The sequence below is a fragment of the Flagellimonas marina genome, assembly GCF_042651185.1.
Taxonomy (GTDB): domain Bacteria; phylum Bacteroidota; class Bacteroidia; order Flavobacteriales; family Flavobacteriaceae; genus Flagellimonas; species Flagellimonas marina.
Genome location: NZ_JBHSCL010000013.1, coordinates 102,791 through 124,543, shown reverse-complemented (window position 1 = coordinate 124,543; position 21,753 = coordinate 102,791). Strand labels below are relative to the sequence as shown.

Below are 21,753 nucleotides of genomic sequence, written 5' to 3'. Positions count from 1 at the left end.
AGTGAAATTCTAAAGGAATTTTGTATCGAGAATCGGTTTTGGACTAGAAGTCTGGTTCTCAATACCTGCCTTTGCCGGCAGACGGATAATTTTTCCTTTGAAAACTGGCTGAACTACGCCAAACACAACGAATCATAGTTTCCTTCAATCTTAAGATTGAAAACACCTTTGGCATATCATGGCACAATACCAAAAACCTCGCTATTTTTACTAAAAATTAGTTTCTAATGAAAATTGTAGTATCACCGGCCAAGTCGCTCGATTTTGAAACCACTTTGCCTACATCTCAATATACCCAGCCTCAATTTTTGGAACAATCTGAAAAATTGAATGGCATCCTAAAAAAGAAAAAGCCTAAAGCGTTGTCCAAGTTGATGTCCATTTCAGATAATTTGGCCGAGCTGAATTGGGAGCGGAACCAACAGTTTTCATTGCCATTTACCACAGACAATGCCAGACCAGCGGTATATGCCTTTAACGGAGATGTGTACCAAGGACTGGATGCCTATACTATTCCAGAAAAGAAGCTGGGCGATTTACAGGACACCCTTCGCATTCTCTCAGGTCTATATGGTATTTTAAGGCCCTTGGATTTAATTCAACCCTACCGTTTAGAAATGGGTACCCAATTAAAAGTGGGGCGAAAAAAGAACTTGTACGAGTTTTGGCAAAAACCAATTACAGATCATTTAAATGATGAACTGGAAGACGACGAATTGTTCGTCAACTTGGCAAGCAACGAATATTTTGGGGCCATAGATGAAAAAAAACTCAAAGTTCCCGTCATAACACCAATTTTTAAGGATTGGAAGAACGACAAGCTCAAAATAATCAGTTTTTTTGCCAAAAAGGCTCGGGGTTCCATGGTACGGTACATTTTGGACAGCAATGCCAAGAGCTTAGACGACATTAAAGGGTTTGATTATGACGGATATGTGTTTAGTGCTGAACATACCCTAAAGGAAAATCAACCCGTGTTCATTCGGTAATTTCTGCAATTTTCTCTCCGAGATTTAGGGGAAACTTCTTTTAAAAAACAAGACAAGGTGTTAGGTTTGTGGAACACTTGTCTTAAATTGTGATACAACCAAATTTAATCCTCAGATTAGGCTTTTCTGCCGATCTTTGGATGTTCAATCTAAAAAAATATAACACCGAAACCCATGCAGCAGTCCAGACGATTAGAAGAGTTTAAAAAATCGGTAACCAATAAGTTCAATATATACAACAGCTTATTTTTAAGTTTGCCCTACAAGAACATTGAGAATGTGGGTATGCTTATCCCACTCTTGCTTGATCAATGTGAAAAAGGTCTTAAGGAAGGTAAAGAGCCAAAAGAGATCTTGGAGGTCTTCTTTTCCAATTTTGTGAACATTCAAGATGAAAGGGAGCGTCTGGATTTTATGTTTCGGATTATTCAATACGTGGAGCGCCAAGTAGTGCTTTATGATAGTGTTGAGGACTCTGCTTTTCCAAAACTTCAGAAATATAGCAGCTCATTGACCATCAAGGATTATTTTGAGTTGGTAAACCGAACCAAAAACTGGGACAAGGTTTCTAAAAAGTTGTCAACCTTTAGTGCCAGAATTGTTTTAACGGCCCACCCAACACAATTTTACACTCCAGCTGTATTGGACATTATATCCGAGTTACGTTCACTTATTGACGAAGACAGGATTTACGACATTGATGTTACGCTTCAGCAATTGGGACTTACATCATTGATCAATGCAAAGAAGCCAACGCCGTTGGATGAGGCAAAAAACATTATTTACATTCTACGGAATACCTACTACGATGCAGTTGGGGAATTATATCAGTATGTAAAAAGCAATATTAGGGATGCTGATTTTGAGAACTATAACCTCATGAAATTAGGCTTTTGGCCTGGAGGGGATCGCGATGGAAACCCATTCGTCACATCGGAAATTACCAAACAAGTGGCTGATGAATTGAGGTTGACCTTGATGAAATGCTATTACAATGAATTGAAGGGTCTTCGCAAGAAATTGACTTTCAAGGGTATGCAAGGTGGCCTTAATGCGTTGAGCGGTAAACTGTACAATGCCATGTTTGACCCCAAAGCACCAATTTCCTATGAGGAGATTGTTGAGCATTTACGGGATGTGAGAGAAAAGCTGGTGACCAACTATCACGAGCTCTATTTGGATGAATTGGATAAGTTCATTGACAAGGTTCATATTTTTAAGACCCATTTTGCCACTTTGGATATACGCCAAGACCATAGCAAGCACTTATTGGTTGTGGAAACCATATTGAAGCAAAAAGGGGCTATTACAGAAAGTATCTCCGAGCTTAAGGAAAAAGAACTCATCAAATGGTTGTTGAAAGAAAATATAACATTAAATGCGGATGATTTTGAGGATGATATTGTGAAGGATACCATTACCAACATTAAGCAATTGGGCGAGATTCAGGAAAAGAATGGTGAGGATGGTTGCAACCGATATATCATCAGTAACTCTGAGGATATTTTTTCCGTTTTGTTTGTTTTTGGATTGTTTAGATGGTGTGGATGGGATGAAAAGGACATCACCTTCGACATTGTTCCGTTGTTTGAGACCATGAAGGGTATGGACGTTTCAGAAGAAGTAATGCAAACGCTGTTTGATATTCCTTCGTATCGGAAGCATTTGGAACGAAGAAATGAGACCCATACCATCATGTTGGGCTTTTCGGATGGTACCAAGGACGGAGGTTACCTAAAAGCTAACTGGTCCATTCTCAAAACCAAGGAAACCTTGAGCAAAGTGTGCAAGAAAAATGGAATCAAAGCCATTTTCTTTGACGGTAGAGGAGGACCGCCAGCAAGAGGAGGAGGTAAGACCCATAGGTTCTATGCGGCCCAGACCAAAGATGTGGCCAACCATGAGATTCAGTTGACCATCCAAGGGCAGACCATTACCAGTACCTACGGTACTAAAGAGCAGTTCATGCACAACTCGGAACAGTTGCTCACCGCTGGGTTGAGTAATAATATCTTTGGAAAGGAATTGGTTATTTCAGGAGCCCAGCGCAAGTTGATGGAAGAACTTTCAGAACTCAGTTTTGATAAGTACGATGCCCTAAAACAACACGAGAAATTTATTCCTTACTTGGAAAATAGGAGTACCCTAAAATATTACACAAAGGCCAATATAGGAAGTCGACCAGGTAAGCGCGGCAATAAAGCACAACTGACCCTGTCCGATTTAAGGGCAATATCCTTTGTGGGTTCTTGGAGCCAGTTGAAGCAAAACGTACCTGGATATTTTGGTTTGGGAACCGCGCTTCAGAAATTGAAGGATGAGGGCAGGCTCAATGAAGTGAAAAAACTGTACAGAGAGGTGCCATTTTTAAAAGCATTGATGCTCAATAGTATGATGTCCTTGGCCAAAACCAATTTTAATCTCACCAGCTACATGAAAGAGGATCCTGAGTTTGGGGAATTTTGGAATATTTTGCATGATGAATTTGAACTCTCCAAAAAGATGCTCTTGCAGATTTCAGGGTTAAAGATACTTATGGAGGATGAAGCAGTTTCCCGCGAATCTGTAAAAATCAGGGAAAAGATTGTGTTACCGTTGTTGGTCATTCAGCAAAATGCGTTGTACCACATTACGCAGAATTCAGAATTCAAGGATTTGTATGAGAAAATAGTGACCCGTTCCCTTTACGGAAATATCAATGCCAGCAGAAACTCGGCATAGAAAAATTATTGTGAGTTACACGTCACCCTGAACTTGTTTCAGGGTCGCACAAGGATTGTAGCATCTAATTTTGGCAATGACTTCAAATTTTAAAATCTTCAGTTTTTGACTTTGAATTCAAAACCATTTCAGCATACACATCCCTACGAGCCCTTCTTATTTCCAGAGGCCACAAAACTAATTGTGGGTACGTTACCTCCACCTCGGTTCACCACGGGTGAGTTGAAAGCTGAAGATGTGGATTTCTGTTATGGAAGTTGTAATGGTATGCTGTGGCCCATTTTAGACCGTATTTTTGATTTAAAACTGAAATTTGAGAATACAGCTGAAGCAATAGCTCAACGAGAGCACTTTTTGCGAAAGCAAAAAATAGGAGTTTGTGATATTGTGCACAGTGCCGAGCGTAAAAAGATTGATGCTTCGGATTTGGGAATGCAGAATGTGGTGCTCAGGGATTTAGTGGGTTATCTTCAAGACTATCCAAACATAAATACGTTGTTGTTCACTGGCGGGAACAGTAAAAATGGACCCGAGTATTTTTTCAGAAGGCAATTGAAACAGCGCAATTTGAAATTGAAAGTGATATCAGATGAGGTGCCAAGAATACATGAGTTTGAATTACCGCTGAAATCAAATGATATGTCAGTTCAAGCGCCCGCCAGCCGGATGGGAAGGCAGTCGAGAACCATCAAAACCGTTTCTCTAACAGCTCCCTCGGGTGCGGCCAACCGTGCCGTAGGAAGCTTACAACTGTACAAAGACCTTAAAAGAAAAAACCCTGATTTCAATACGGTTGATTTCAGGGTAATGCAATATCGGGAGTTTTTTTAGTTCAGTTCAGAAGTCAACATCCCATAAAACGCTTTGATTCCATAAGCTAACTGTCCAATTCTAAGATTTTCGTTTGGGCTATGCTGATTATTATCAGGATTCACCATGGGAACAATAAAAGCAGGAATCTTCAATTCATTGATAAAAGGGGCAATGGGTACAGTACCTCCAGTAGTTCGGATTTGAATCACATCTTTTCCAAAACTGCTCTGCAGTGTATTCACCAAAAACTGCCCGTAGGGATTATCCAAATCAGTTCGGAAGGCATCGGTAACGCTCCCCTCGGTGACGGTTACCACTTTATCATGAGCCATGCGTTCCTCTTTGGAAGGCACATGGTCAAATAGGGTATACCCTTGTTTGGTAATATGGTCTTTCACCAATTTTTTAAGTCGATTGCCATCGGTTTCAACCACCAAGCGAAGGTCCAATTCCGCTGTGGCGCTTTCAGGAACAATGGTCCGGGCTTTGTCACCTATCCAGCCAGAACCCAAACCACGAATGTTCAGGGAAGGATATTGCAACGCTTCCTGATAAAACCCACCCACTTTTTCGGCAGATTTAAACTGAAGTTTATCTGAAATCTCGGCATCACTATCAGGAACGCTTTTTAAAACATCTTTGGTAGTATCATTAATGGAAATGCCATCATAATACCCTGGAATAGTTACTTTGCCATCGGAATCTTTCATGCTGGCAAGCAATTGGGCCAATTGAAAACCTGGATTGGGTGCATAATTGCCGTAATGTCCACTGTGTTGTGGCTTTACGGGTCCGTAAGTGGTAAGGGTCAAGGTTGTGATTCCCCTGCAACCATAAACAACGGTTGGGTCGCCAGAAGGATGTACAGGGCCATCGGCGATGACCAAAAAGTCGGCCTCCAACAGCTCACGGTACTGCTTTACCGCTTTGGGCAACGGTTTACTACTTTTTTCCTCCTCGCCATCCAAAATGACCTTTACATTGAATGGAATTTCTTTCCCTTCTTTTTTCAAAAGGTCAATGGTATTCAGCAGCATAATTATCGGTGATTTATCATCTGAAGTGGAACGACCGAATAAACGCCAATCATAATTGATGTCATCATTGAGTTCATCAAAAGAAATAGTTTTAAAGCCATCACCTTCTGGAGCTTTCAATACCACTTCATACGGATTGGGCTGGTCCCATTTAGAAGGATCCACGGACTGACCATCAAAATGCATATAGAGCAGTAGGGTTGGTTTGGCATCATCAACTGGAAGTGCCGCAAAAAAGAGTGGCATGTTTTCCGTTTCCAGAATGGCCGTGTTAAACCCACGTTCCCCAAACTTTCGTTTCAACCATAGGACATTGTCATCAATGTCATCGGCATTAAGGGCATCATTGGGTATGGCAATAAATTCCCTTAATTCTGTTATGGCTGCGGCAACTTGCGACTTAATGGCCATGTCATCTTGTGCTGATACCGAAATGGCCACCAGCAGGGATATTAAAAAGACAATTTTTCTCATCGTTTGAGTTCAGTTTTTGAGTCTGAAAATTAACGAATTTGATTCACAAAATCGCCAATACCATTAACACCATTTTGAGTTAGGTGTTTAATGAATGCTGAACCAATGATGGCTCCTTTTGCTTTTTCAGTGGCCTGCTGAAATGTTTGCGCATTGCTAATGCCAAAGCCAACAATCTGGGGATTATTGAGATTCATGGCTGCAATACGTTCAAAATAGGCCGCTTGTTCATCTCCGAAACCTTCTTTGGTTCCCGTCGTACTTGCGGAACTCACCATGTAAATAAAGCCTTCCGAAGCGGCATCAATAGTCCTGATACGATTTTCGGAAGTCTGTGGAGTAATCAAAAATACATTGATGAGACCATATTTCTTAAAGATAGATTCGTATTCACCTTGATACACATCCAGAGGCAAATCTGGAAGAATAAGTCCATCAATACCGATTTCCTGACATTTTTGACAAAATTTCTCAACGCCATATTGAAGCACAGGATTAAAATAGCCCATCAAGATTAAGGGAATGGAAACGGTCTTCCGAATGTCCTTTAATTGTTCAAAAAGCAGTTCGGTATGCATGCCATTTTTTAGGGCAGCTGTAGAACTTTCCTGAATGGTAGGGCCGTCCGCAAGTGGGTCGCTAAAGGGGAGGCCGACTTCAATGAAGTCAACCCCACTTTTTTCCAAATCTTGAATAATTTTCACTGTATCGTTTAATTGGGGATACCCGGCAGTAAAATATATAGAGAGGAGTTTTCCATCCTCTTGTAGTTTTTGTTTGATTCTGTTCATATCTCAGTATCGTCATTCCGAACTTGTTTCGGAATCTTTTTATTGTTAGATATGGGATTGTAAAAACACCCCTAAAGTCCCCTCAAGGGGACATTTATAATTTAAAATAGTCAATGTAATTCTGTAAATCCTTATCGCCCCGACCGGATAGGTTCACTACAACCACATCCTCTTCATTAAACTTTCTATCCTCAAAAATGGCTAAGGCATGCGATGATTCAATAGCGGGTATAATTCCCTCCAACTGACACAGGCCTAACCCAGCAGTCATAGCATCGTCATCGGTAATGGAAATGAATTCTCCTCTTCCAGATTTGTATAAATGTGCGTGCAATGGGCCAACCCCGGGATAATCCAACCCAGCGGAAATGGAATACGGCTCCGTAATCTGTCCATCTTGAGTCTGCATCAATAAGGTTTTGCTGCCGTGGATAATTCCCACTTTACCCAAAACTGAAGTGGCAGCACTTTCTCCCGTATGAATTCCTTTTCCTGCCGCTTCAACAGCAATAATTCCCACTTCGGGAGTATCCAAAAAGTGATAGTAAGCTCCCGCGGCATTACTTCCTCCTCCAACACAGGCTACTACATAATCTGGGTTTTCCCGACCTTCTTTTTCAAGAAGTTGGGACTTGATTTCTTCTGAAATCACCGATTGAAATCGCGCTACCATATCGGGATACGGGTGCGGTCCAACCACGGAACCAATAATATAATGAGTGTCCACAGGATTATTGATCCAATCACGAATGGCCTCGTTGGTGGCATCTTTCAAAGTTCTACTTCCAGATTTAGCAGGCCGTACTTCGGCACCCAACATTTTCATCCGGGCTACATTGGGCGCTTGGCGGGCGATGTCAATTTCACCCATGTAGACCACACATTCAATGCCCATGAGGGCACAAACGGTTGCGGTGGCCACTCCATGTTGACCTGCCCCCGTCTCAGCTATAATTCGGTGTTTCCCCAGCTTTTTCGCCATCAAAATCTGTCCGATGGTGTTATTGACCTTATGGGCCCCGGTATGACACAAATCTTCTCGTTTCAGATAGATTTTGGTGTTGTATTTTTCAGAAAGCCGTTGGGCAAAGTAGAGTGGGGTAGGTCGGCCTACATAATCCTTCAACAATTGATGAAACTCTTCTTGAAAAGAAGGCTCCGCCATGATTCGGATGTAGTTCTGCCTAAGCTCCTCACAGTTGGGATAAAGCATTTCTGGAATAAATGCCCCACCAAACTCACCATAATAGCCTTTTTCATCAGCGTGATAGCTCATATCAATTTACAATTATCAGTTATCAATTCTCAATTACCTTTTTTGGGCAATTGGTTGTTTTTATTTGATTAAAATTCAGAAAGTGATTCTTGAAACACTTTCAACTGTTTTATGTTTTTTAGTCCAGGCTCGGTCTCAAATCTACTGTTCACATCAATGGCATAACAGTATTTTGATGCTGGACTTTTTATAAATTCTTTCAATTTTTCAAGGGATTCCAAGCCAATACCGCCACTTAAAAAGAAGGGTTTGGTGGATGCATAGTTTTCCAAAATGCTCCAATCGAAGGTGTAGCCATTCCCTCCAGGGAGTTTTCCTTTGGTGTCAAAAAGGAAGAAATCGCAAACATTTTCATAGTCCTTTAAAACGGAAAAATCAAAATCGTCCTTTATGGAAAATACTTTGATGATTTCCAAATTTGTCAGGTCGAGCGTAGTCGAGACCCCATCAAGGGGAACAACTTTCTTTTTTCTCGACTGCGCTCGAAATGACAGAAAGTTTTCCTTTAATTCAAGGCAATATTCAGGACTTTCCTTTCCATGCAGTTGCACCGTATCCAAATGATACTGCGCCACTTTTTCCAACACCTCTTCCACGGTAGCATCCACAAACACCCCCACTTTTTTAATGGATTTGGGCAATTGGGGCATGACTCCCTTAAAATAACGCGAGGAAGGTTCCCAAAAAATAAAGCCCAAATAATCGGGTTGCAATTGGGCAACGTCGGTGGGATTATGGTGCATACCGCAGATCTTCAGTTTCATATTTCTCTTTTTGTCATTCCGAAATGAGTCCCGAAATTTTTCGGGACGATTGAGGAATCTCATATTAGATTTCTCACTTTGATTTCGACTGCGCTCAATCTGACAGTTCGAAATGACATTATTTTTTTAATTCATTAATAAATTCTTTCGCATTCTTTCCAGGATCATCCGTCTTCATAAAATTCTCGCCAATCAAAAAACCTTGATACCCGTAGGGTTTGAGTTCTTGTATCGCCTCAATGGAACTAATGCCACTCTCAGAAACCTTTACAAAATCATCTGGAATCTGCTCTGAAAGGGATTTGCTGGTTTCCAAGTTCACCTCAAAGGTTTTTAAGTTGCGATTGTTCACACCGAGCATATCCAAACTGGGCATGATGGATTTTTGCAATTCCTCTTCATTATGGACTTCCAAAAGGACATCCAATCCCAAACTCTTGGCGGTTTCTGACAGGGTTTTGATTTCTTCTCGAGATAAAATGGCGGCGATTAACAAAATTACATCGGCACCATAGGCTCTCGCCTCCACAATTTGGTATTCGTCGATGATAAATTCTTTGCGCAGCAAAGGAATATTTACCGCGGCACGTGCTAAAATCAAATCATCTAAAGAACCTCCAAAATATTTACCATCAGTCAAAACCGACATACCACAAACGCCTGCCCTTGCATAACCTTTGGCTACATCCTGCACATTCAAGCTTTGGTTGATAATCGATTTGGACGGTGAACGCCGTTTATGCTCCGCAATGATTCCGGTAGTGCTATTTTTTAGTTCTTCAGCCAAAGAGATAGAGGTACGTTCCATCATCACAGATTGCTCCAATTGGGGTATGGTGATGAGTGATTTTTTCAAATCAACCTCTTTGCGTTTATCGGCTACTATTTTGTCTAGTATATTCATTTCTTTTATTTGTCATTTCGACATGAGCGTAGCGATTGAGAAATCTTTTTTGTAGAGATGTCTCACATTCGTTCGACATGACAGCTAGTTTTTACTCAATTCCTGCAACTTCTTCAACGCCCCCAATCCTTTTCCCCTCAACAAAGACTCCTTAGCCTTTTCAAAACCTGCTTTTGGGGTCAAGCCTTCTACCGTGGCAATGGCAATCCCGGCATTGGCGCAGACCACATTGTTTTGGGCTTCGGTGCCTTTTCCATGCAATACGTCCAAAAATATCTGAGCCGATGCTGCAATATCCTCACCGCCGGTGATTTCGTCTTGTGAAATCTTGGCAACCCCAAAATCAGAAGGGGCCAACATGCTTTCTGAATTGTTGGAAATGGTCTTGGTATCCCCGGTCAACGAAATCTCATCATAGCCATCCAAAGCATGCAATACAGTAAATTTCTTATCGGTATTTTGATAGAGGTAGCCATACATTCTGGCTAGTTCCAAATTAAACACGCCTACCATCTGGTTTTTTGGGAAAGCAGGGTTTACCATAGGTCCCAGCATATTGAAAAAGGTCTTTACGGCCAGTTCTCTTCGGATGGGCCCCACATTCTTCATGGCAGGGTGGAATAAAGGGGCATGCAGCACACAGATTCCTGCTTCATCGATTGACTTTTTCAGAAAATCAGCCTCATTACTGAATTTGATGCCCAAAAATTCCATCACATTGCTACTTCCACATTTGGAGGAAACCCCATAATTTCCGTGCTTGGTGACTTTCACACCAGCCCCGGCCGTTACAAAAGACGCCAAGGTTGAAATGTTGAAGGTGTCCTTGCCATCACCACCAGTTCCGCACAGGTCTATGGGGTCATATTCGGACAAGTCTACTGCAAGACAGAGTTCCAACAATGCATCCCTAAACCCTTCCAGTTCCTCAATGGTAATGCTACGCATCATGTATACGGTTAGGAAAGCCGCAATTTGTGAGGGATTGTAATCGCCTTTGGCAATGTTCACCAAAATCTGCTTGGCCTCTTCCTTGGGCAGTATCTCGTGATTTATAAGTTTATTTAATGTGTCTTTCATTCTTATAGTATTTAGATGTTAGTAGTGAGTATTGAGAAGTTTCTCACTACTGAAACCTCATATCTCAAATCTATTTGCTATCCAACCAATTCTTCAACATTTGTTTTCCTTCGGGTGTCAGCACAGATTCTGGGTGAAATTGAACCGCGGTCACATCGTAGGTTTTGTGCCGAAGTGACATGATTTGTCCATTTTCATCCACCGAAGTGACTTCCAACTCCTCAGGTACATCGGTATCCACGACCCAAGAATGGTACCTTCCCACTTGAAGTGTTTTGGACAATCCTTTGAAAATAGGGTCTTCCTTGGTCACCGTAATTTCGGTATCCACGCCATGGTACACTTGGTCTAGGTTTACCAATGTGCCACCAAACACCTCACCGATGGCCTGTAATCCCAAACACACACCAAAAATACGTTTGGTGGGTGCATATTTCTTGATGATTTCCTTGAGCAATCCCGCTTCATCAGGAATTCCTGGCCCTGGAGAAAGCACAATATTTTCAAACGGCTCAACTTCGTCCAGTGTGAGTTGGTCGTTTCGCTTTACGGTGACCTCACAATCCAAATCCTCCAGATAATGCACCAAGTTGTAGGTGAAACTATCGTAATTGTCTATCATTAAAATCTTTCTTCCCATGGTTAGATTGTTTCAGCAATTTCCAAGGCTTTGTTCAATGCGCCGAGTTTGTTATAGGTTTCCTGTAATTCGTCTTCTGGATTGGAGGCAGACACCAATCCTGCACCGGCTTGGTAATATAGTTCATGGTTTTTGCTCAAAAAGGTGCGGATCATAATAGCGTGATTAAAGTTGCCCTCAAAATCCATAAACCCAATGGCTCCACCGTAATAGGAACGACTTGTTTTTTCATACTTTTCAATGAGTTGCATGGCCATGTGCTTTGGAGCGCCGCTCAAAGTTCCCGCAGGGAAGGTATCGGCCACGACCTTCATGGTGGTGATGTCCTTTTTCTTTTGTCCGGTTACCTTGGAAACCAAGTGAATGACATGTGAGAAATACTGCACTTCTCGATAGGTTTCCACATTGACGGTATTTCCATTTCTGCTAAGGTCATTTCGGGCCAGGTCCACCAACATCACATGCTCGCTGTTCTCTTTATCGTCCTGGGCCAGTTTTTTGGCCAGTTCTGCATCTTTTTCATCATTTCCGGTTCGTTTGTAGGTGCCGGCAATGGGGTGGATTTCAGCCTTGCCTTCTTTTACAATGAGTTGAGCTTCGGGTGAGCTACCAAATATTTTAAAGTTTCCATAATCAAAATAGAAGAGGTACGGGGAGGGGTTAATGGAACGCAGTGCGCGATACACATTAAATTCATCCCCTTTGAATTTTTGGGTGAATCTTCGGGATAATACCAATTGAAAAACATCACCTCTTTTGCAATGTTTTTTGGCCAGTTCCACATGCTCTTTGTAATCCTCATCCTTTAAATTGGATTGCGGTTTGCCTTCCCTTGAAAAATTGTAGGAAGCAAAATTTCGAACGTTGAACAGTTGCTCAATTTCATCCACATTACTTTCAGAATTGTAACAATGGGCAAACAAATAAGCTTCGTTCTTAAAGTGGTTGATGGCGATGATGTTCTGATACACTGCGTAATAAATATCTGGGACGCTAACGGAATTGTCTTTTTTTGAAATCTCCACATCCTCAAAGTAGCGGACCGCATCGTAGGCCATATACCCAAAAAGGCCATTGTAAATGAATTTGAATCCATTTTGGCTCACTGAAAACTGCTTTCCGAAGTTATGGATGACATCAGTGACATCAGTTTCTGGGGTAATTTCAGTCACTTCTTTTTTACCATCAGGAAATCGTTGGGTGATGATTTCGTTCTCGACTTTAATATAGGCAATGGGGTTGCAGCAGATATACGAAAAGCTGTTATCGTTGGCGTGGTAATCACTGCTTTCCAAAAGGATGCTGTTGGGAAATTGGTCCCTTATCTTTAGATAAACACTCACCGGAGTGATGGTGTCTGCAAGGATTTTTTTGTAATACGTATTTAGTGTATAACTCATTTTTAATGCTATAAATTAAAAAAGGCTTGTCGTGATGACAAGCCTCTTGTATGGTTATAATGGGGACTTAGCTCACGACTTTCGAAGTAAGTTGTTCCACCACCAAGTATTTACTGTTCTGTTATTCATTGTGTCAAATATAGAAAGGAAAATTTAACCAGCAAACAAACATTTGTTTTAAAATTAGAAATCCCGTCCAAGAATTTCTCGAACGGGATTTCCAAACACTTAACATGAGCCTGATTACATCTGCAAGTCAACTACCAAATCAAATTCATCATAAATCAATTTGTCTTTGGCCGTACCGATGATACCAGAACTATACTTTATGTCGTATTTAGTTCGGTCAACTTTCAAAGTTGCGGTGGCTTTGTTTCCATAAACGGAAACATCAAAAGTTACGGGCTTGGTAATCCCTTTAATGGTAAGGTCTCCAGTTACTTCATAGCTATTTTTGCCGGTGGACTTTACTTTGGTGAAAACCAAGGTTGATGTTGGGTTGGCCTCCGTTGCGAAGAAATCCTCTGAATTGAGGTGGCCATCCAGTTTGTTTTTGTAATCGCCTTCCAAATCAGTGGTGTTTATGGAAGACATGTCCACTACAAACTCGCCACCAATCAATTTTTCCCCGTCAAATTCCAATGCCCCGGATTTCAATGTTACGGTTCCAGTGTGTGAACCACCAAATTTATAGGCTTTCCAAGTTACTTGACTTTCTTCGGCCTTTACTTCCTTGGTCTCTTTTTCGGCTGTGTTAGCGATTGATGATGCACCTACTACGGTGGTCAATACCAAACTTAAAACTCTCTTTTTCATAATTTGTTAATTTCTGTTTTTAGGGTTAATGATTACTTTATATATATGTAATTAATTCTTCTGTTGATTTTCTAACCTTGGGCAGGTGTTGCGTAGCATCTTCTTCAGATCTATATCCTATGGCCAGCACTACCGTGGCGGTAAGGTTTTTTTCCGGTAACCCAAGTATTTTATTGTATTCTTCCGATTCAAACCCTTCCATGGGGCAAGAGTCTATTTTTAATTCTGCGGCGGCTTGCATCATGTTCCCAAAGGCAATGTAAACTTGTCTTGCTGCCCAATTGCTCTTGGTTTCAACGGGAAGGCCCAATAATTTCGATTTCATAAAATCGCCATATCCCTTGAGTGTTTCGGTAGGAATATTTCGAGTTTTGCTGGTGTTTTTAAGGAAACCGTCGACCAGTTCCTCACCAAAATTGGTGGTATTTGCAAAAACTATGATGTGTGAAGCATCTGTAATTTGCGACTGGTTCCATGATACGGGTTTAAGCTGTTCTTTTACTTTTTGGTCCGATATCACCATTAAATGATAAGGTTGCAATCCGTAGGATGAAGCACTTAATCGCGTCGCCTCCAGCAAGGTTTCCAAATCTTCATCTGACACCTTTTTGGTGCTATCGAATTTTTTGGTGGCATAACGCCAGGTTCTATTTTCTAATACGTTGTTCATTCTTCTTTTAAAATTTATCCAGTAACTGGTTTAGATTTTCTAGTTCTTTTAGGCTAAAATTTCTAACGATATTATTCTCGGTTTCGGCAACTACCTTGTCCATTTTGGCCAAGGCTTCTGAGCCTTTTTCTGTGATTACGATTTCCACTTTGCGTCGGTTTGATGGGCATACACTGCGGTCAACATATCCCTTCGCCAAAAGTTTGTCTACCAATCGGGTGGTGTTACTCATTTTTGTGACCATCCGTTCGTTTAATGTAGACAGATTTGCAGGTTTCCCTTTTTGTCCCCGTAGAATGCGAAGTACATTGAACTGTTGCATAGAAACTTCAAATGGTTTTAGCGCATTTCCGGCCATTTCATAAATCATATTGTGTACCAAAGTAATATGAATCAGGGTCCTGCTTTCCAACGGTATCTTCTTTGAAGTCTTTATAATTTCCTCGACATTCATGTATAAACAATATTTGTATATACAAATGTATTATTTTTATGACCAAGAATCCTAATTTTTAACAGATAAAATTTTGTTAAAAGGAAAATGAAGCCATCCCCATTGCGTATTTTTAAAGAGTAAAATTCAGAAAATGAAGAACTTACTTTCTCTTGGGATGATAGCCCTTTTTTTGGTGTTTGGTTGTGGGAACAAGGAAAAGAAAAAAACAACTGAAGAACTCTCCGATGAAACGCAGGTAGCTCAGAATGAATCTGCAATTGAAGAGGAAGTTAAATTCCCTGTATATGATTTTGCGGGTTTAGAGCCGTTGCTGCATAAAGAAGGCAATAAAACCTACATCATTAATTTTTGGGCCACCTGGTGCAAGCCTTGCATTGCCGAGCTTCCCTATTTTGAAAAAGTAAATGCAGAACGGAAAGATAATGTGGAGGTTATTTTGGTGAGTTTGGATATGCCAAGCATGTGGAAATCTCGATTGGAACCTTTTGTGGATAATAAGGGGATAAAATCTGAGGTAGTCATTTTGGACGATCCCAAACAAAATGACTGGATTCCCAAGGTGGACCAAGAATGGAGTGGGGGCATACCTGCTACCTTAATATATAATAAAAATAAGCGAAGCTTTTACGAACGCGGATTTACCTACGAAGAATTGAACACCGAGTTGAACAAATTTTTAAACTGACACCAAATGAAAACACTGAAAATTTTTGGACTACTTGTTTTGATACTTTCCTTGGGTGCTTTTACCTTAACACCGGACCCAATGGTTGATGGTTACAAAATTGGCGACACCGCCACAGACTTTTCCCTTAAGAACATTGATGGGAAAATGGTCTCGCTTACAGACTATAAAGATGCAAAGGGCTTTTTGATCATTTTTACCTGTAATACTTGCCCGTATGCTGTAGCCTATGAAGATAGGATCATTGCCTTGGATAAAACGTACAAGCCCAAAGGCGTGCCTGTTATCGCTATCAACCCCAATAACTCAGATATACAGGCTGGGGACAGTTTTGAAAAAATGAAACAACGCGCAGCGGAAAAAGGATTTACGTTCCCTTATCTTTTGGATGAAGGTCAGAAAATATTTCCGCAATATGGAGCTACAAGAACACCTCATGTGTATTTGTTGGAGAAAACCGCAGAGGGCAATATTGTAAAGTATATAGGAGCTATAGACGATAATTATCAAGATGCCTCAAAGGTTGAGGACACTTTTGTTGAAGATGCCGTTGATGCCATGTTGGCAGGACAAGAAATTGAGGTGAAGACCACCCGGGCCATTGGATGCAACATTAAGGTATAAAGAATATCACAAATTAATTGATTAAAAATCCGGGGTAATCTCCCGGATTTTTATTTTTGCAAGACTTAAATGTTATAAAATGTCAGATTTATCACAAGAAGAGTGGGCAGAACAACTGGAAAACGATGACAACGCTGTCATTTTAGACGTGCGCACTGAAGATGAAGTTGAGGAAGGATACATTCCGGGAGCCATCAACATCGATATCTATTTAGGACAGGAGTTCGTTGATGAACTGGAAAAGTTGGATAAGTCCAAAAATTACTATGTGTATTGCCGTTCCGGCAATCGAAGTGGACAGGCGTGTGCCATCATGAACAGCATCGGTATTGAAAATGCCTATAATCTTGAAGGTGGCTTTATGAACTGGGAAGGGGAAATTGCTGAATAAGACATGGAATTGGAATCGGTCATAGCAGAATTGGAACGAAACCGAAAGGTTTTTACGGAAACTTTGACCGATATGCCCCAAAACCTTATTCATTGGAAAGCCAATCCAAAAGACTGGTCCTTGTTGGAAATTATCTGCCATTTGGTGGATGAGGAAAAAGAAGATTTTAGAACCAGGGTGGGCCATACACTTCAGCATCCTGAGACACCCCTTGCCTCCATTGATCCCGTTGGTTGGGTGAAAAAACGGGATTACAATGGTCAGGATTTTGAGAAAAAAGTAGAACAATTTGATAAGGAAAGGCAAATCTCCATAGCTTGGTTGAAGACCACTGCAGACCTCGCTTGGGAAAATTCGTTATACCATCCCGAGTTAGGTACCATGTCTGCTCGCTCCTTTTTATTCAATTGGTTGGCGCACGATTACCTCCACATTAGGCAAATCAACCGTATTAAATATAATTTTTTGAAGGAAAGTTCGGGAGATTCGCTAACCTATGCTGGAAATTGGTAGTCAATTTCCTATATTGGCCCTATGAAGGAAGACTTGCTCCATTTTATTTGGGGGCAAAAAAAGCTTCATGGAAGACAACTTACCTCAACTGCCAACGAAGCCATAACCATTAAGGCCCCGGGAGTCCCAAATCAGTATTCAGGTCCAGATTTTTTCAATGCCCAAATAGCAATTGATGCTCAAATCTGGGTGGGCAATGTGGAAATTCATCTGAAATCATCGGATTGGTATGCACACCATCATCAGACCGATTCCAATTATGATAATGTAATTCTACATGTGGTCTGGGAAGATGATATTGCCGTTTTCCGTAAGGATGGGTCGTTGATACCCACGCTGGAACTTAAAGATTATGTTTCCAAAGAATTGTTGGAGCGCTACCAAAATTTATTTGAAAAGTCCAAACCCAAGTTCATCAACTGTGAAAAAGATTTTGCCCAAATGGATTCTTTTTTGGTGGAACACTGGTTGCACAGGCTGTACATTGAACGGTTGGAAGAAAAGAGCAAACGTATAGAAGTGTTGCTCAAAAAGTCGAAGAACGATTGGGAGGGGGTGCTGTTCGCACTTCTGGCGAAAAATTTTGGTTCTAAGGTCAATGGCGATTTCTTTTTGGACAGGGCCTTGCAATTGGAATATTCCATTATCCGAAAGGTAAGCGGTTCACTAGAAGATTTGGAAAGCCTATTGTTCGGTCATTTTGGGCTATTGGAGGTGGACGATTGCACCGATCATTATTTTTTAAGGCTTCAAAAAGAATACCAATATCTCAGTAGAAAGTTCGATTTGTTGCCAGCTTTATCCAAGCCTGAGTTTTTTGGACTTCGACCACCCAATTTTCCCACAATCAGGATTTCACAACTGGCCCAGTTGTATAGAAAAAAGCAGAGCCTTTTTGCCCAATTGATGGAAGTTGATGTTCTTGAGGAAATCTATTCAATTTTTGACATCGCTTCAAGTTTCTATTGGAACGACCATTTTACCTTTGGTAAGAAGTCAAAAAAAAGCAAAAAGAAACTCTCTAAAAGTTTTATGGATTTATTGGTCATCAATACCATTGTTCCCTTAAAATTTTGCTATTCAAGACGTGTGGGTTTAGACTGGAACGATGATTTAATTTCCTTGATATCGGAAATAAAGAAAGAGCAGAATTCGATTATTAAAGGCTTTGAAAATTTGGGGTCCAAAACCAAGAATGCCATGGAAAGTCAGGCCAAAATTCAACTCCATACCCAATATTGTTCTAAAAATAAATGTTTGCGCTGTGCCTTGGGTACGCATTTATTGAATAGAAATACATAATTTTAGGCATGGCTTTGTTCTACGACACCTTATATTATTTCCAAAAGAGGGGCTTTGAGGTCTGTAGGCGTATTGCAGAACGTTTGGGTATACGCGCCAGGGTGGTTCGTATTACATTCATCTATTTGACTTTTGTTACCCTCGGCTTTGGATTCGCCCTTTATCTTTTTATCGCATTTTGGTTGCGGATCAAGGATTTGATCTACACCAAACGAACTTCTGTATTTGACCTTTAATTATGATCAGACTCTTTCGTTCCAAAATAGTGCTGGCTCTTTCCTTGATGGTGTTGGTACTTTCATTTGGGGTGATAGGATATAAACTACTGGCGGATTACACATGGATTGAAGCCTTCTATATGACCATTATCACGGTTACTACCGTTGGTTTTTCCGAAGTAAGGCCCTTAGATGCCGAAGCAAAGATATTTACCGTATTTTTAATAGTAACCAGTGTGTTCATCTTTGGTTTTGCCATATCTGTGGTTACGGAGTACATTTTAGCGAGAAACTCAATTGAAGCATTAAAAAAGAAGAGAGTGAAAAAAGAGATAGATAACCTAACAAATCATGTGGTGGTCTGTGGTTTTGGTAGAAATGGCATGCAGGCCGCGGATAAATTAATGGCCTATAAAAAACCCTTTGTCGTCATAGAAAAGGATAAAGAAATTATTGAGCGATATGCAGAGGAGGTATTGTTTGTGGAAGGGGATGCCAATGAGGATGATGTATTGTTAGAGGCTGGTATTGAGCGTGCCCAATATTTGATCACGGCCGTGCCCGATGATGCAGCCAACCTGTTTATTGTACTTTCTGCACGCCAGTTGAACAGAGACCTATTCATTATAAGTAGGGCATCCCAGGTTACTTCCTTGAAAAAACTCCAGTTTGCGGGAGCCAACAAAGTGATTATGCCCGATAAGATTGGTGGGGACCATATGGCATCCTTGGTGGTCATGCCCGATTTGATCACGTTTATGGACAAGCTTTCTGTGGAAGGAGAACATACAACCAATTTGGAAGAGGTGGAAATTGAGGATTTTTCCAATCAGATGGACTGTAATTCAATTCGTGATTTGGACCTTCGAAGAAAAACAGGATGCACCATAATCGGTTATATTGATCCCGATGGTACATACATCATCAACCCAGAGGCAGACCTCAAACTGGAACCCAAGGGGAAGGTCATTGTTTTGGGCAGACCGGAACAAATACGTAAACTCAATGAAATGTTCCAAATAGGCTAGTTAAAAAATTGTAAAATTTGATAGCGTTATTTTTTTTTTGGATATTGCCGACTTCCATAACTAACTAATACCGATATATGAAATATTTTCTTTCCTTTTTGGCCTTTGTATCACTGACTTTGGGTTATGCACAGGAATTGACTGTAGAGGGCAAAACGTATAATGTATCCAATAATATCAATGATGGAGCTATTGAGCTTTCCGTGGAAGGTGGAGTAGAGCCCTATTCCTATAAGTGGAGCAATCAAAGTACTCCCCTTACTTCCAAAAGGGCCCAAGGTTTGGTTGAGGGAATTCCGTACAGCGTTGTGGTCACTGATGCGGCCGGAAATTCTGTTACCAAAGAGTTTGAGGTTGAAACAGAGTCCATTACAGAAGTATTCAATGGAACAATGACCCCCGCTGTAAGCGCTTTGGGGGCTGTTTTGTTTTGGGATCCTTTTGCAGCAATCGGTATTTATGACCCTGTGGCCTATGCAGATGTCAAACTTATTGGCATTCCTGATTGGAGCAATGAAACCCAAGACCGGTTTGTGGTAAAACAATGGTTAAAGGGAGAAGGACAAAGTGTGGCTGTCGGAGATGACATTGCTATCATTACCAGTGACAAAGGAGGAGATATTACCATCAAGGCTAATGCCAAAGGTAAATTGATACATAAGACAGATGAAGGAAAAGTAATCTTCAACTCTGAAAACCCAGAACATGTTATAGAACAAGGGGCCCATTATTTTGCTGAAATAAAATATGATGAGCCTATAGCTATGATTCACCCCAACGGTGACCCCATTGTTAAGGGAATTCCTTTCATAGTGATTTGGTTGGTTTTTGGTGCGCTGTTTTTTACCCTTAGAATGGGCTTTATCAACATTAGAGGGTTTAAGCACTCCCTTGATTTGGCAAAAGGGAAATACGATGACCCAAATGCACCAGGTCAGGTAACCCACTTTCAAGCTTTGGCAACAGCGGTTTCTGGTACTGTTGGACTTGGAAATATAGCAGGTGTGGCCGTAGCCGTTTCCTTGGGTGGGGCAGGAGCTACTTTTTGGATGATTGTATGTGGATTGTTAGGTATGTCTTCAAAATTTGTTGAGTGTACTCTGGGCGTAAAATATCGTGATATATTACCAGACGGTAGAGTATTTGGAGGTCCTATGAACTATCTCCGTTACGGACTTGAAAAACGTAACCTGAAAGGTTTTGGAAAGGTGTTGGCCGGTCTTTTTGCCGTACTTGCCATTGGCGCTTCTTTTGGTGGTGGGAACATGTTCCAGGCCAATCAATCTTTTGAGCAATTGGCAGGACAATTTCCAGCGCTGGCGGGTAACGGTTTTTGGTTTGGGGTGGTTACCGCAATTCTTGTAGGGGTTGTTATTATTGGAGGAATAAATAGTATTGCAAGGGTAACCGGAAAAGTAGTGCCCATTATGGCTTCCATTTATATTTTAGCAGCGTTGGCCGTAATCATTATGAACATACAGAACATAGGACCTGCATTTTCGGCAATTGTTGACGGAGCTTTTAGTCCTTCCGCATTAAAAGGGGGTATTTTAGGAGTTTTGGTCATTGGATTTCAGCGTGCGGCATTTTCAAATGAAGCAGGAGTTGGTTCGGCGGCCATTGCCCACAGTACTGCAAAAACAAACCATCCCCCATCTGAAGGATTTGTGGCATTGTTAGAGCCTTTTATTGATACCGTTGTAGTATGTACCCTAACAGCTTTGGTGCTAATTTTTACAGGAATGCACGAAGTTGAAGGTATGGCAGGGGCGCAACTGACCTCTGATGCATTTGGAAGTCAAATATCTTGGTTCCCTTATGTGTTGGCAGTAGCCGTGTTCCTTTTCGCATTTTCCACCATGATCTCATGGTCGTATTACGGAATGAGGGCGTGGACGTATTTGTTTGGAAAGAGCAAGCGCTCCGAAATGCTATACAAGATGCTGTTTCTGATATTCGTTGTGGTTGGAGCATCGGTAAGTTTGGGGGCCGTACTTGATTTTTCCGATATGATGATTTTGGCGATGTCATTCCCTAATATAATAGGTCTGTACATTATGTCTGGAGAGGTTCGGGGCGACTTGAACAATTATCTCAAAAAATTGAAGGCCAACCAGCTTTTTAAAAAAGTAGTGGTCGATAAAAAATAAAAAAAACACG

22 protein-coding genes are annotated in these 21,753 nt (G+C 41.1%); 11 read left to right on the top strand and 11 right to left on the bottom strand.

Going from position 1 to position 21,753, the window contains the following annotated elements; translation table 11 throughout:
* Positions 1-227 precede the first annotated feature (227 nt).
* The 3 genes from yaaA to ACFOWS_RS18655 all read left to right on the top strand — a co-directional run bounded on the left by yaaA (position 228) and on the right by ACFOWS_RS18655 (position 4,541).
* The gene (gene yaaA, locus ACFOWS_RS18665) at positions 228-989 is read left to right on the top strand and encodes a peroxide stress protein YaaA (RefSeq protein ID WP_379767994.1); all 762 of its coding nucleotides are present in this window, start codon (positions 228-230) and stop codon (positions 987-989) included.
* 174 nt (positions 990-1,163) lie between these two features.
* A complete protein-coding gene (locus ACFOWS_RS18660; protein WP_379767991.1) occupies positions 1,164-3,710 on the top strand; it encodes a phosphoenolpyruvate carboxylase in 2,547 nt (848 codons plus the stop codon).
* A gap of 111 nt (positions 3,711-3,821) precedes the next feature.
* The gene (locus tag ACFOWS_RS18655; RefSeq protein ID WP_379767988.1) at positions 3,822-4,541 is read left to right on the top strand and encodes a uracil-DNA glycosylase family protein; all 720 of its coding nucleotides are present in this window, start codon (positions 3,822-3,824) and stop codon (positions 4,539-4,541) included.
* Here the strand turns inward: ACFOWS_RS18655 and ACFOWS_RS18650 are convergent.
* From ACFOWS_RS18650 to ACFOWS_RS18600, 11 genes are all read right to left on the bottom strand, one after another.
* Positions 4,538-6,034 carry a M20/M25/M40 family metallo-hydrolase gene (locus ACFOWS_RS18650; protein WP_379767985.1) on the bottom strand — a complete coding sequence of 499 codons (1,497 nt, stop codon included), beginning with the start codon at positions 6,032-6,034 and terminating at the stop codon, positions 4,538-4,540. The two genes, ACFOWS_RS18655 and ACFOWS_RS18650, sit on opposite strands and share 4 nt — an antisense overlap.
* A gap of 29 nt (positions 6,035-6,063) precedes the next feature.
* A complete protein-coding gene (gene trpA / locus ACFOWS_RS18645) occupies positions 6,064-6,825 on the bottom strand; it encodes a tryptophan synthase subunit alpha (protein WP_379767982.1) in 762 nt (253 codons plus the stop codon).
* A gap of 94 nt (positions 6,826-6,919) precedes the next feature.
* The gene (gene trpB / locus ACFOWS_RS18640) at positions 6,920-8,101 is read right to left on the bottom strand and encodes a tryptophan synthase subunit beta (protein WP_379767980.1); all 1,182 of its coding nucleotides are present in this window, start codon (positions 8,099-8,101) and stop codon (positions 6,920-6,922) included.
* A 68-nt stretch (positions 8,102-8,169) separates the two neighbouring features.
* Positions 8,170-8,865: a phosphoribosylanthranilate isomerase gene (locus tag ACFOWS_RS18635; RefSeq protein WP_379767977.1), complete on the bottom strand. Its 696-nt coding sequence runs from the start codon at positions 8,863-8,865 to the stop codon at positions 8,170-8,172.
* A 118-nt stretch (positions 8,866-8,983) separates the two neighbouring features.
* Positions 8,984-9,769, bottom strand: coding sequence for an indole-3-glycerol phosphate synthase TrpC (gene trpC, locus ACFOWS_RS18630; protein ID WP_379767974.1), 786 nt, complete (start codon positions 9,767-9,769; stop codon positions 8,984-8,986).
* Between the two features lie 84 nt (positions 9,770-9,853).
* Positions 9,854-10,849: an anthranilate phosphoribosyltransferase gene (trpD, locus tag ACFOWS_RS18625; protein WP_379767971.1), complete on the bottom strand. Its 996-nt coding sequence runs from the start codon at positions 10,847-10,849 to the stop codon at positions 9,854-9,856.
* Positions 10,850-10,919: 70 nt separating this feature from the next.
* Positions 10,920-11,489, bottom strand: a complete 570-nt coding sequence (locus ACFOWS_RS18620; protein ID WP_379767968.1) for an anthranilate synthase component II — start codon at positions 11,487-11,489, stop codon at positions 10,920-10,922.
* 2 nt (positions 11,490-11,491) lie between these two features.
* Positions 11,492-12,889 (bottom strand): anthranilate synthase component I family protein, encoded by a 1,398-nt coding sequence (locus tag ACFOWS_RS18615; protein ID WP_379767965.1) that lies wholly within the window; start codon positions 12,887-12,889, stop codon positions 11,492-11,494.
* 243 nt (positions 12,890-13,132) lie between these two features.
* Positions 13,133-13,705 carry a YceI family protein gene (locus ACFOWS_RS18610; protein WP_366584405.1) on the bottom strand — a complete coding sequence of 191 codons (573 nt, stop codon included), beginning with the start codon at positions 13,703-13,705 and terminating at the stop codon, positions 13,133-13,135.
* Positions 13,706-13,742: 37 nt separating this feature from the next.
* Positions 13,743-14,375: an NAD(P)H-dependent oxidoreductase gene (locus ACFOWS_RS18605; RefSeq protein WP_379767960.1), complete on the bottom strand. Its 633-nt coding sequence runs from the start codon at positions 14,373-14,375 to the stop codon at positions 13,743-13,745.
* 7 nt (positions 14,376-14,382) lie between these two features.
* Complete coding sequence (locus ACFOWS_RS18600; protein ID WP_366584401.1) at positions 14,383-14,829, bottom strand: MarR family winged helix-turn-helix transcriptional regulator; 447 nt, start codon at positions 14,827-14,829, stop codon at positions 14,383-14,385.
* A gap of 133 nt (positions 14,830-14,962) precedes the next feature.
* On the opposite strand from ACFOWS_RS18600, the gene ACFOWS_RS18595 reads away from it, so the two are divergent.
* The 8 genes from ACFOWS_RS18595 (at position 14,963) to ACFOWS_RS18560 (ending at position 21,743) form a co-directional block, all read left to right on the top strand.
* Positions 14,963-15,517 carry a redoxin domain-containing protein gene (locus ACFOWS_RS18595; protein WP_379767957.1) on the top strand — a complete coding sequence of 185 codons (555 nt, stop codon included), beginning with the start codon at positions 14,963-14,965 and terminating at the stop codon, positions 15,515-15,517.
* Positions 15,518-15,523: 6 nt separating this feature from the next.
* A complete protein-coding gene (locus ACFOWS_RS18590; RefSeq protein ID WP_379767954.1) occupies positions 15,524-16,141 on the top strand; it encodes a thioredoxin family protein in 618 nt (205 codons plus the stop codon).
* A gap of 79 nt (positions 16,142-16,220) precedes the next feature.
* Positions 16,221-16,532, top strand: coding sequence for a rhodanese-like domain-containing protein (locus tag ACFOWS_RS18585; RefSeq protein WP_379767951.1), 312 nt, complete (start codon positions 16,221-16,223; stop codon positions 16,530-16,532).
* Between the two features lie 3 nt (positions 16,533-16,535).
* Entirely contained in the window at positions 16,536-17,045 is a 510-nt protein-coding gene (locus tag ACFOWS_RS18580; protein WP_379767948.1) for a DinB family protein, read from the top strand.
* Positions 17,046-17,066: 21 nt separating this feature from the next.
* Positions 17,067-18,347 carry a DUF2851 family protein gene (locus ACFOWS_RS18575; protein WP_379767945.1) on the top strand — a complete coding sequence of 427 codons (1,281 nt, stop codon included), beginning with the start codon at positions 17,067-17,069 and terminating at the stop codon, positions 18,345-18,347.
* An 8-nt stretch (positions 18,348-18,355) separates the two neighbouring features.
* Positions 18,356-18,583, top strand: coding sequence for a PspC domain-containing protein (locus ACFOWS_RS18570; RefSeq protein ID WP_379767942.1), 228 nt, complete (start codon positions 18,356-18,358; stop codon positions 18,581-18,583).
* A 2-nt stretch (positions 18,584-18,585) separates the two neighbouring features.
* On the top strand, positions 18,586-19,593 hold the full coding sequence (locus ACFOWS_RS18565) for a potassium channel family protein (protein ID WP_366584389.1): 1,008 nt from the start codon (positions 18,586-18,588) through the stop codon (positions 19,591-19,593).
* 77 nt (positions 19,594-19,670) lie between these two features.
* Complete coding sequence (locus tag ACFOWS_RS18560) at positions 19,671-21,743, top strand: amino acid carrier protein (protein WP_379767939.1); 2,073 nt, start codon at positions 19,671-19,673, stop codon at positions 21,741-21,743.
* Positions 21,744-21,753 lie beyond the last annotated feature (10 nt).

Bases quoted from the DNA above. Each gene is read 5' to 3' on its own strand.
- yaaA (WP_379767994.1), top strand. From the start codon at position 228: ATGAAAATTGTAGTATCACCGGCCAAGTCGCTCGATTTTGAAACCACT.
- ACFOWS_RS18660 (WP_379767991.1), top strand. From the start codon at position 1,164: ATGCAGCAGTCCAGACGATTAGAAGAGTTTAAAAAATCGGTAACCAAT.
- ACFOWS_RS18650 (WP_379767985.1), bottom strand. From the start codon at position 6,034: ATGAGAAAAATTGTCTTTTTAATATCCCTGCTGGTGGCCATTTCGGTA.
- trpA (WP_379767982.1), bottom strand. From the start codon at position 6,825: ATGAACAGAATCAAACAAAAACTACAAGAGGATGGAAAACTCCTCTCT.
- trpB (WP_379767980.1), bottom strand. From the start codon at position 8,101: ATGAGCTATCACGCTGATGAAAAAGGCTATTATGGTGAGTTTGGTGGG.
- ACFOWS_RS18635 (WP_379767977.1), bottom strand. From the start codon at position 8,865: ATGAAACTGAAGATCTGCGGTATGCACCATAATCCCACCGACGTTGCC.
- trpC (WP_379767974.1), bottom strand. From the start codon at position 9,769: ATGAATATACTAGACAAAATAGTAGCCGATAAACGCAAAGAGGTTGAT.
- trpD (WP_379767971.1), bottom strand. From the start codon at position 10,849: ATGAAAGACACATTAAATAAACTTATAAATCACGAGATACTGCCCAAG.
- ACFOWS_RS18620 (WP_379767968.1), bottom strand. From the start codon at position 11,489: ATGGGAAGAAAGATTTTAATGATAGACAATTACGATAGTTTCACCTAC.
- ACFOWS_RS18615 (WP_379767965.1), bottom strand. From the start codon at position 12,889: ATGAGTTATACACTAAATACGTATTACAAAAAAATCCTTGCAGACACC.
- ACFOWS_RS18610 (WP_366584405.1), bottom strand. From the start codon at position 13,705: ATGAAAAAGAGAGTTTTAAGTTTGGTATTGACCACCGTAGTAGGTGCA.
- ACFOWS_RS18605 (WP_379767960.1), bottom strand. From the start codon at position 14,375: ATGAACAACGTATTAGAAAATAGAACCTGGCGTTATGCCACCAAAAAA.
- ACFOWS_RS18600 (WP_366584401.1), bottom strand. From the start codon at position 14,829: ATGAATGTCGAGGAAATTATAAAGACTTCAAAGAAGATACCGTTGGAA.
- ACFOWS_RS18595 (WP_379767957.1), top strand. From the start codon at position 14,963: ATGAAGAACTTACTTTCTCTTGGGATGATAGCCCTTTTTTTGGTGTTT.
- ACFOWS_RS18590 (WP_379767954.1), top strand. From the start codon at position 15,524: ATGAAAACACTGAAAATTTTTGGACTACTTGTTTTGATACTTTCCTTG.
- ACFOWS_RS18585 (WP_379767951.1), top strand. From the start codon at position 16,221: ATGTCAGATTTATCACAAGAAGAGTGGGCAGAACAACTGGAAAACGAT.
- ACFOWS_RS18580 (WP_379767948.1), top strand. From the start codon at position 16,536: ATGGAATTGGAATCGGTCATAGCAGAATTGGAACGAAACCGAAAGGTT.
- ACFOWS_RS18575 (WP_379767945.1), top strand. From the start codon at position 17,067: ATGAAGGAAGACTTGCTCCATTTTATTTGGGGGCAAAAAAAGCTTCAT.
- ACFOWS_RS18570 (WP_379767942.1), top strand. From the start codon at position 18,356: ATGGCTTTGTTCTACGACACCTTATATTATTTCCAAAAGAGGGGCTTT.
- ACFOWS_RS18565 (WP_366584389.1), top strand. From the start codon at position 18,586: ATGATCAGACTCTTTCGTTCCAAAATAGTGCTGGCTCTTTCCTTGATG.
- ACFOWS_RS18560 (WP_379767939.1), top strand. From the start codon at position 19,671: ATGAAATATTTTCTTTCCTTTTTGGCCTTTGTATCACTGACTTTGGGT.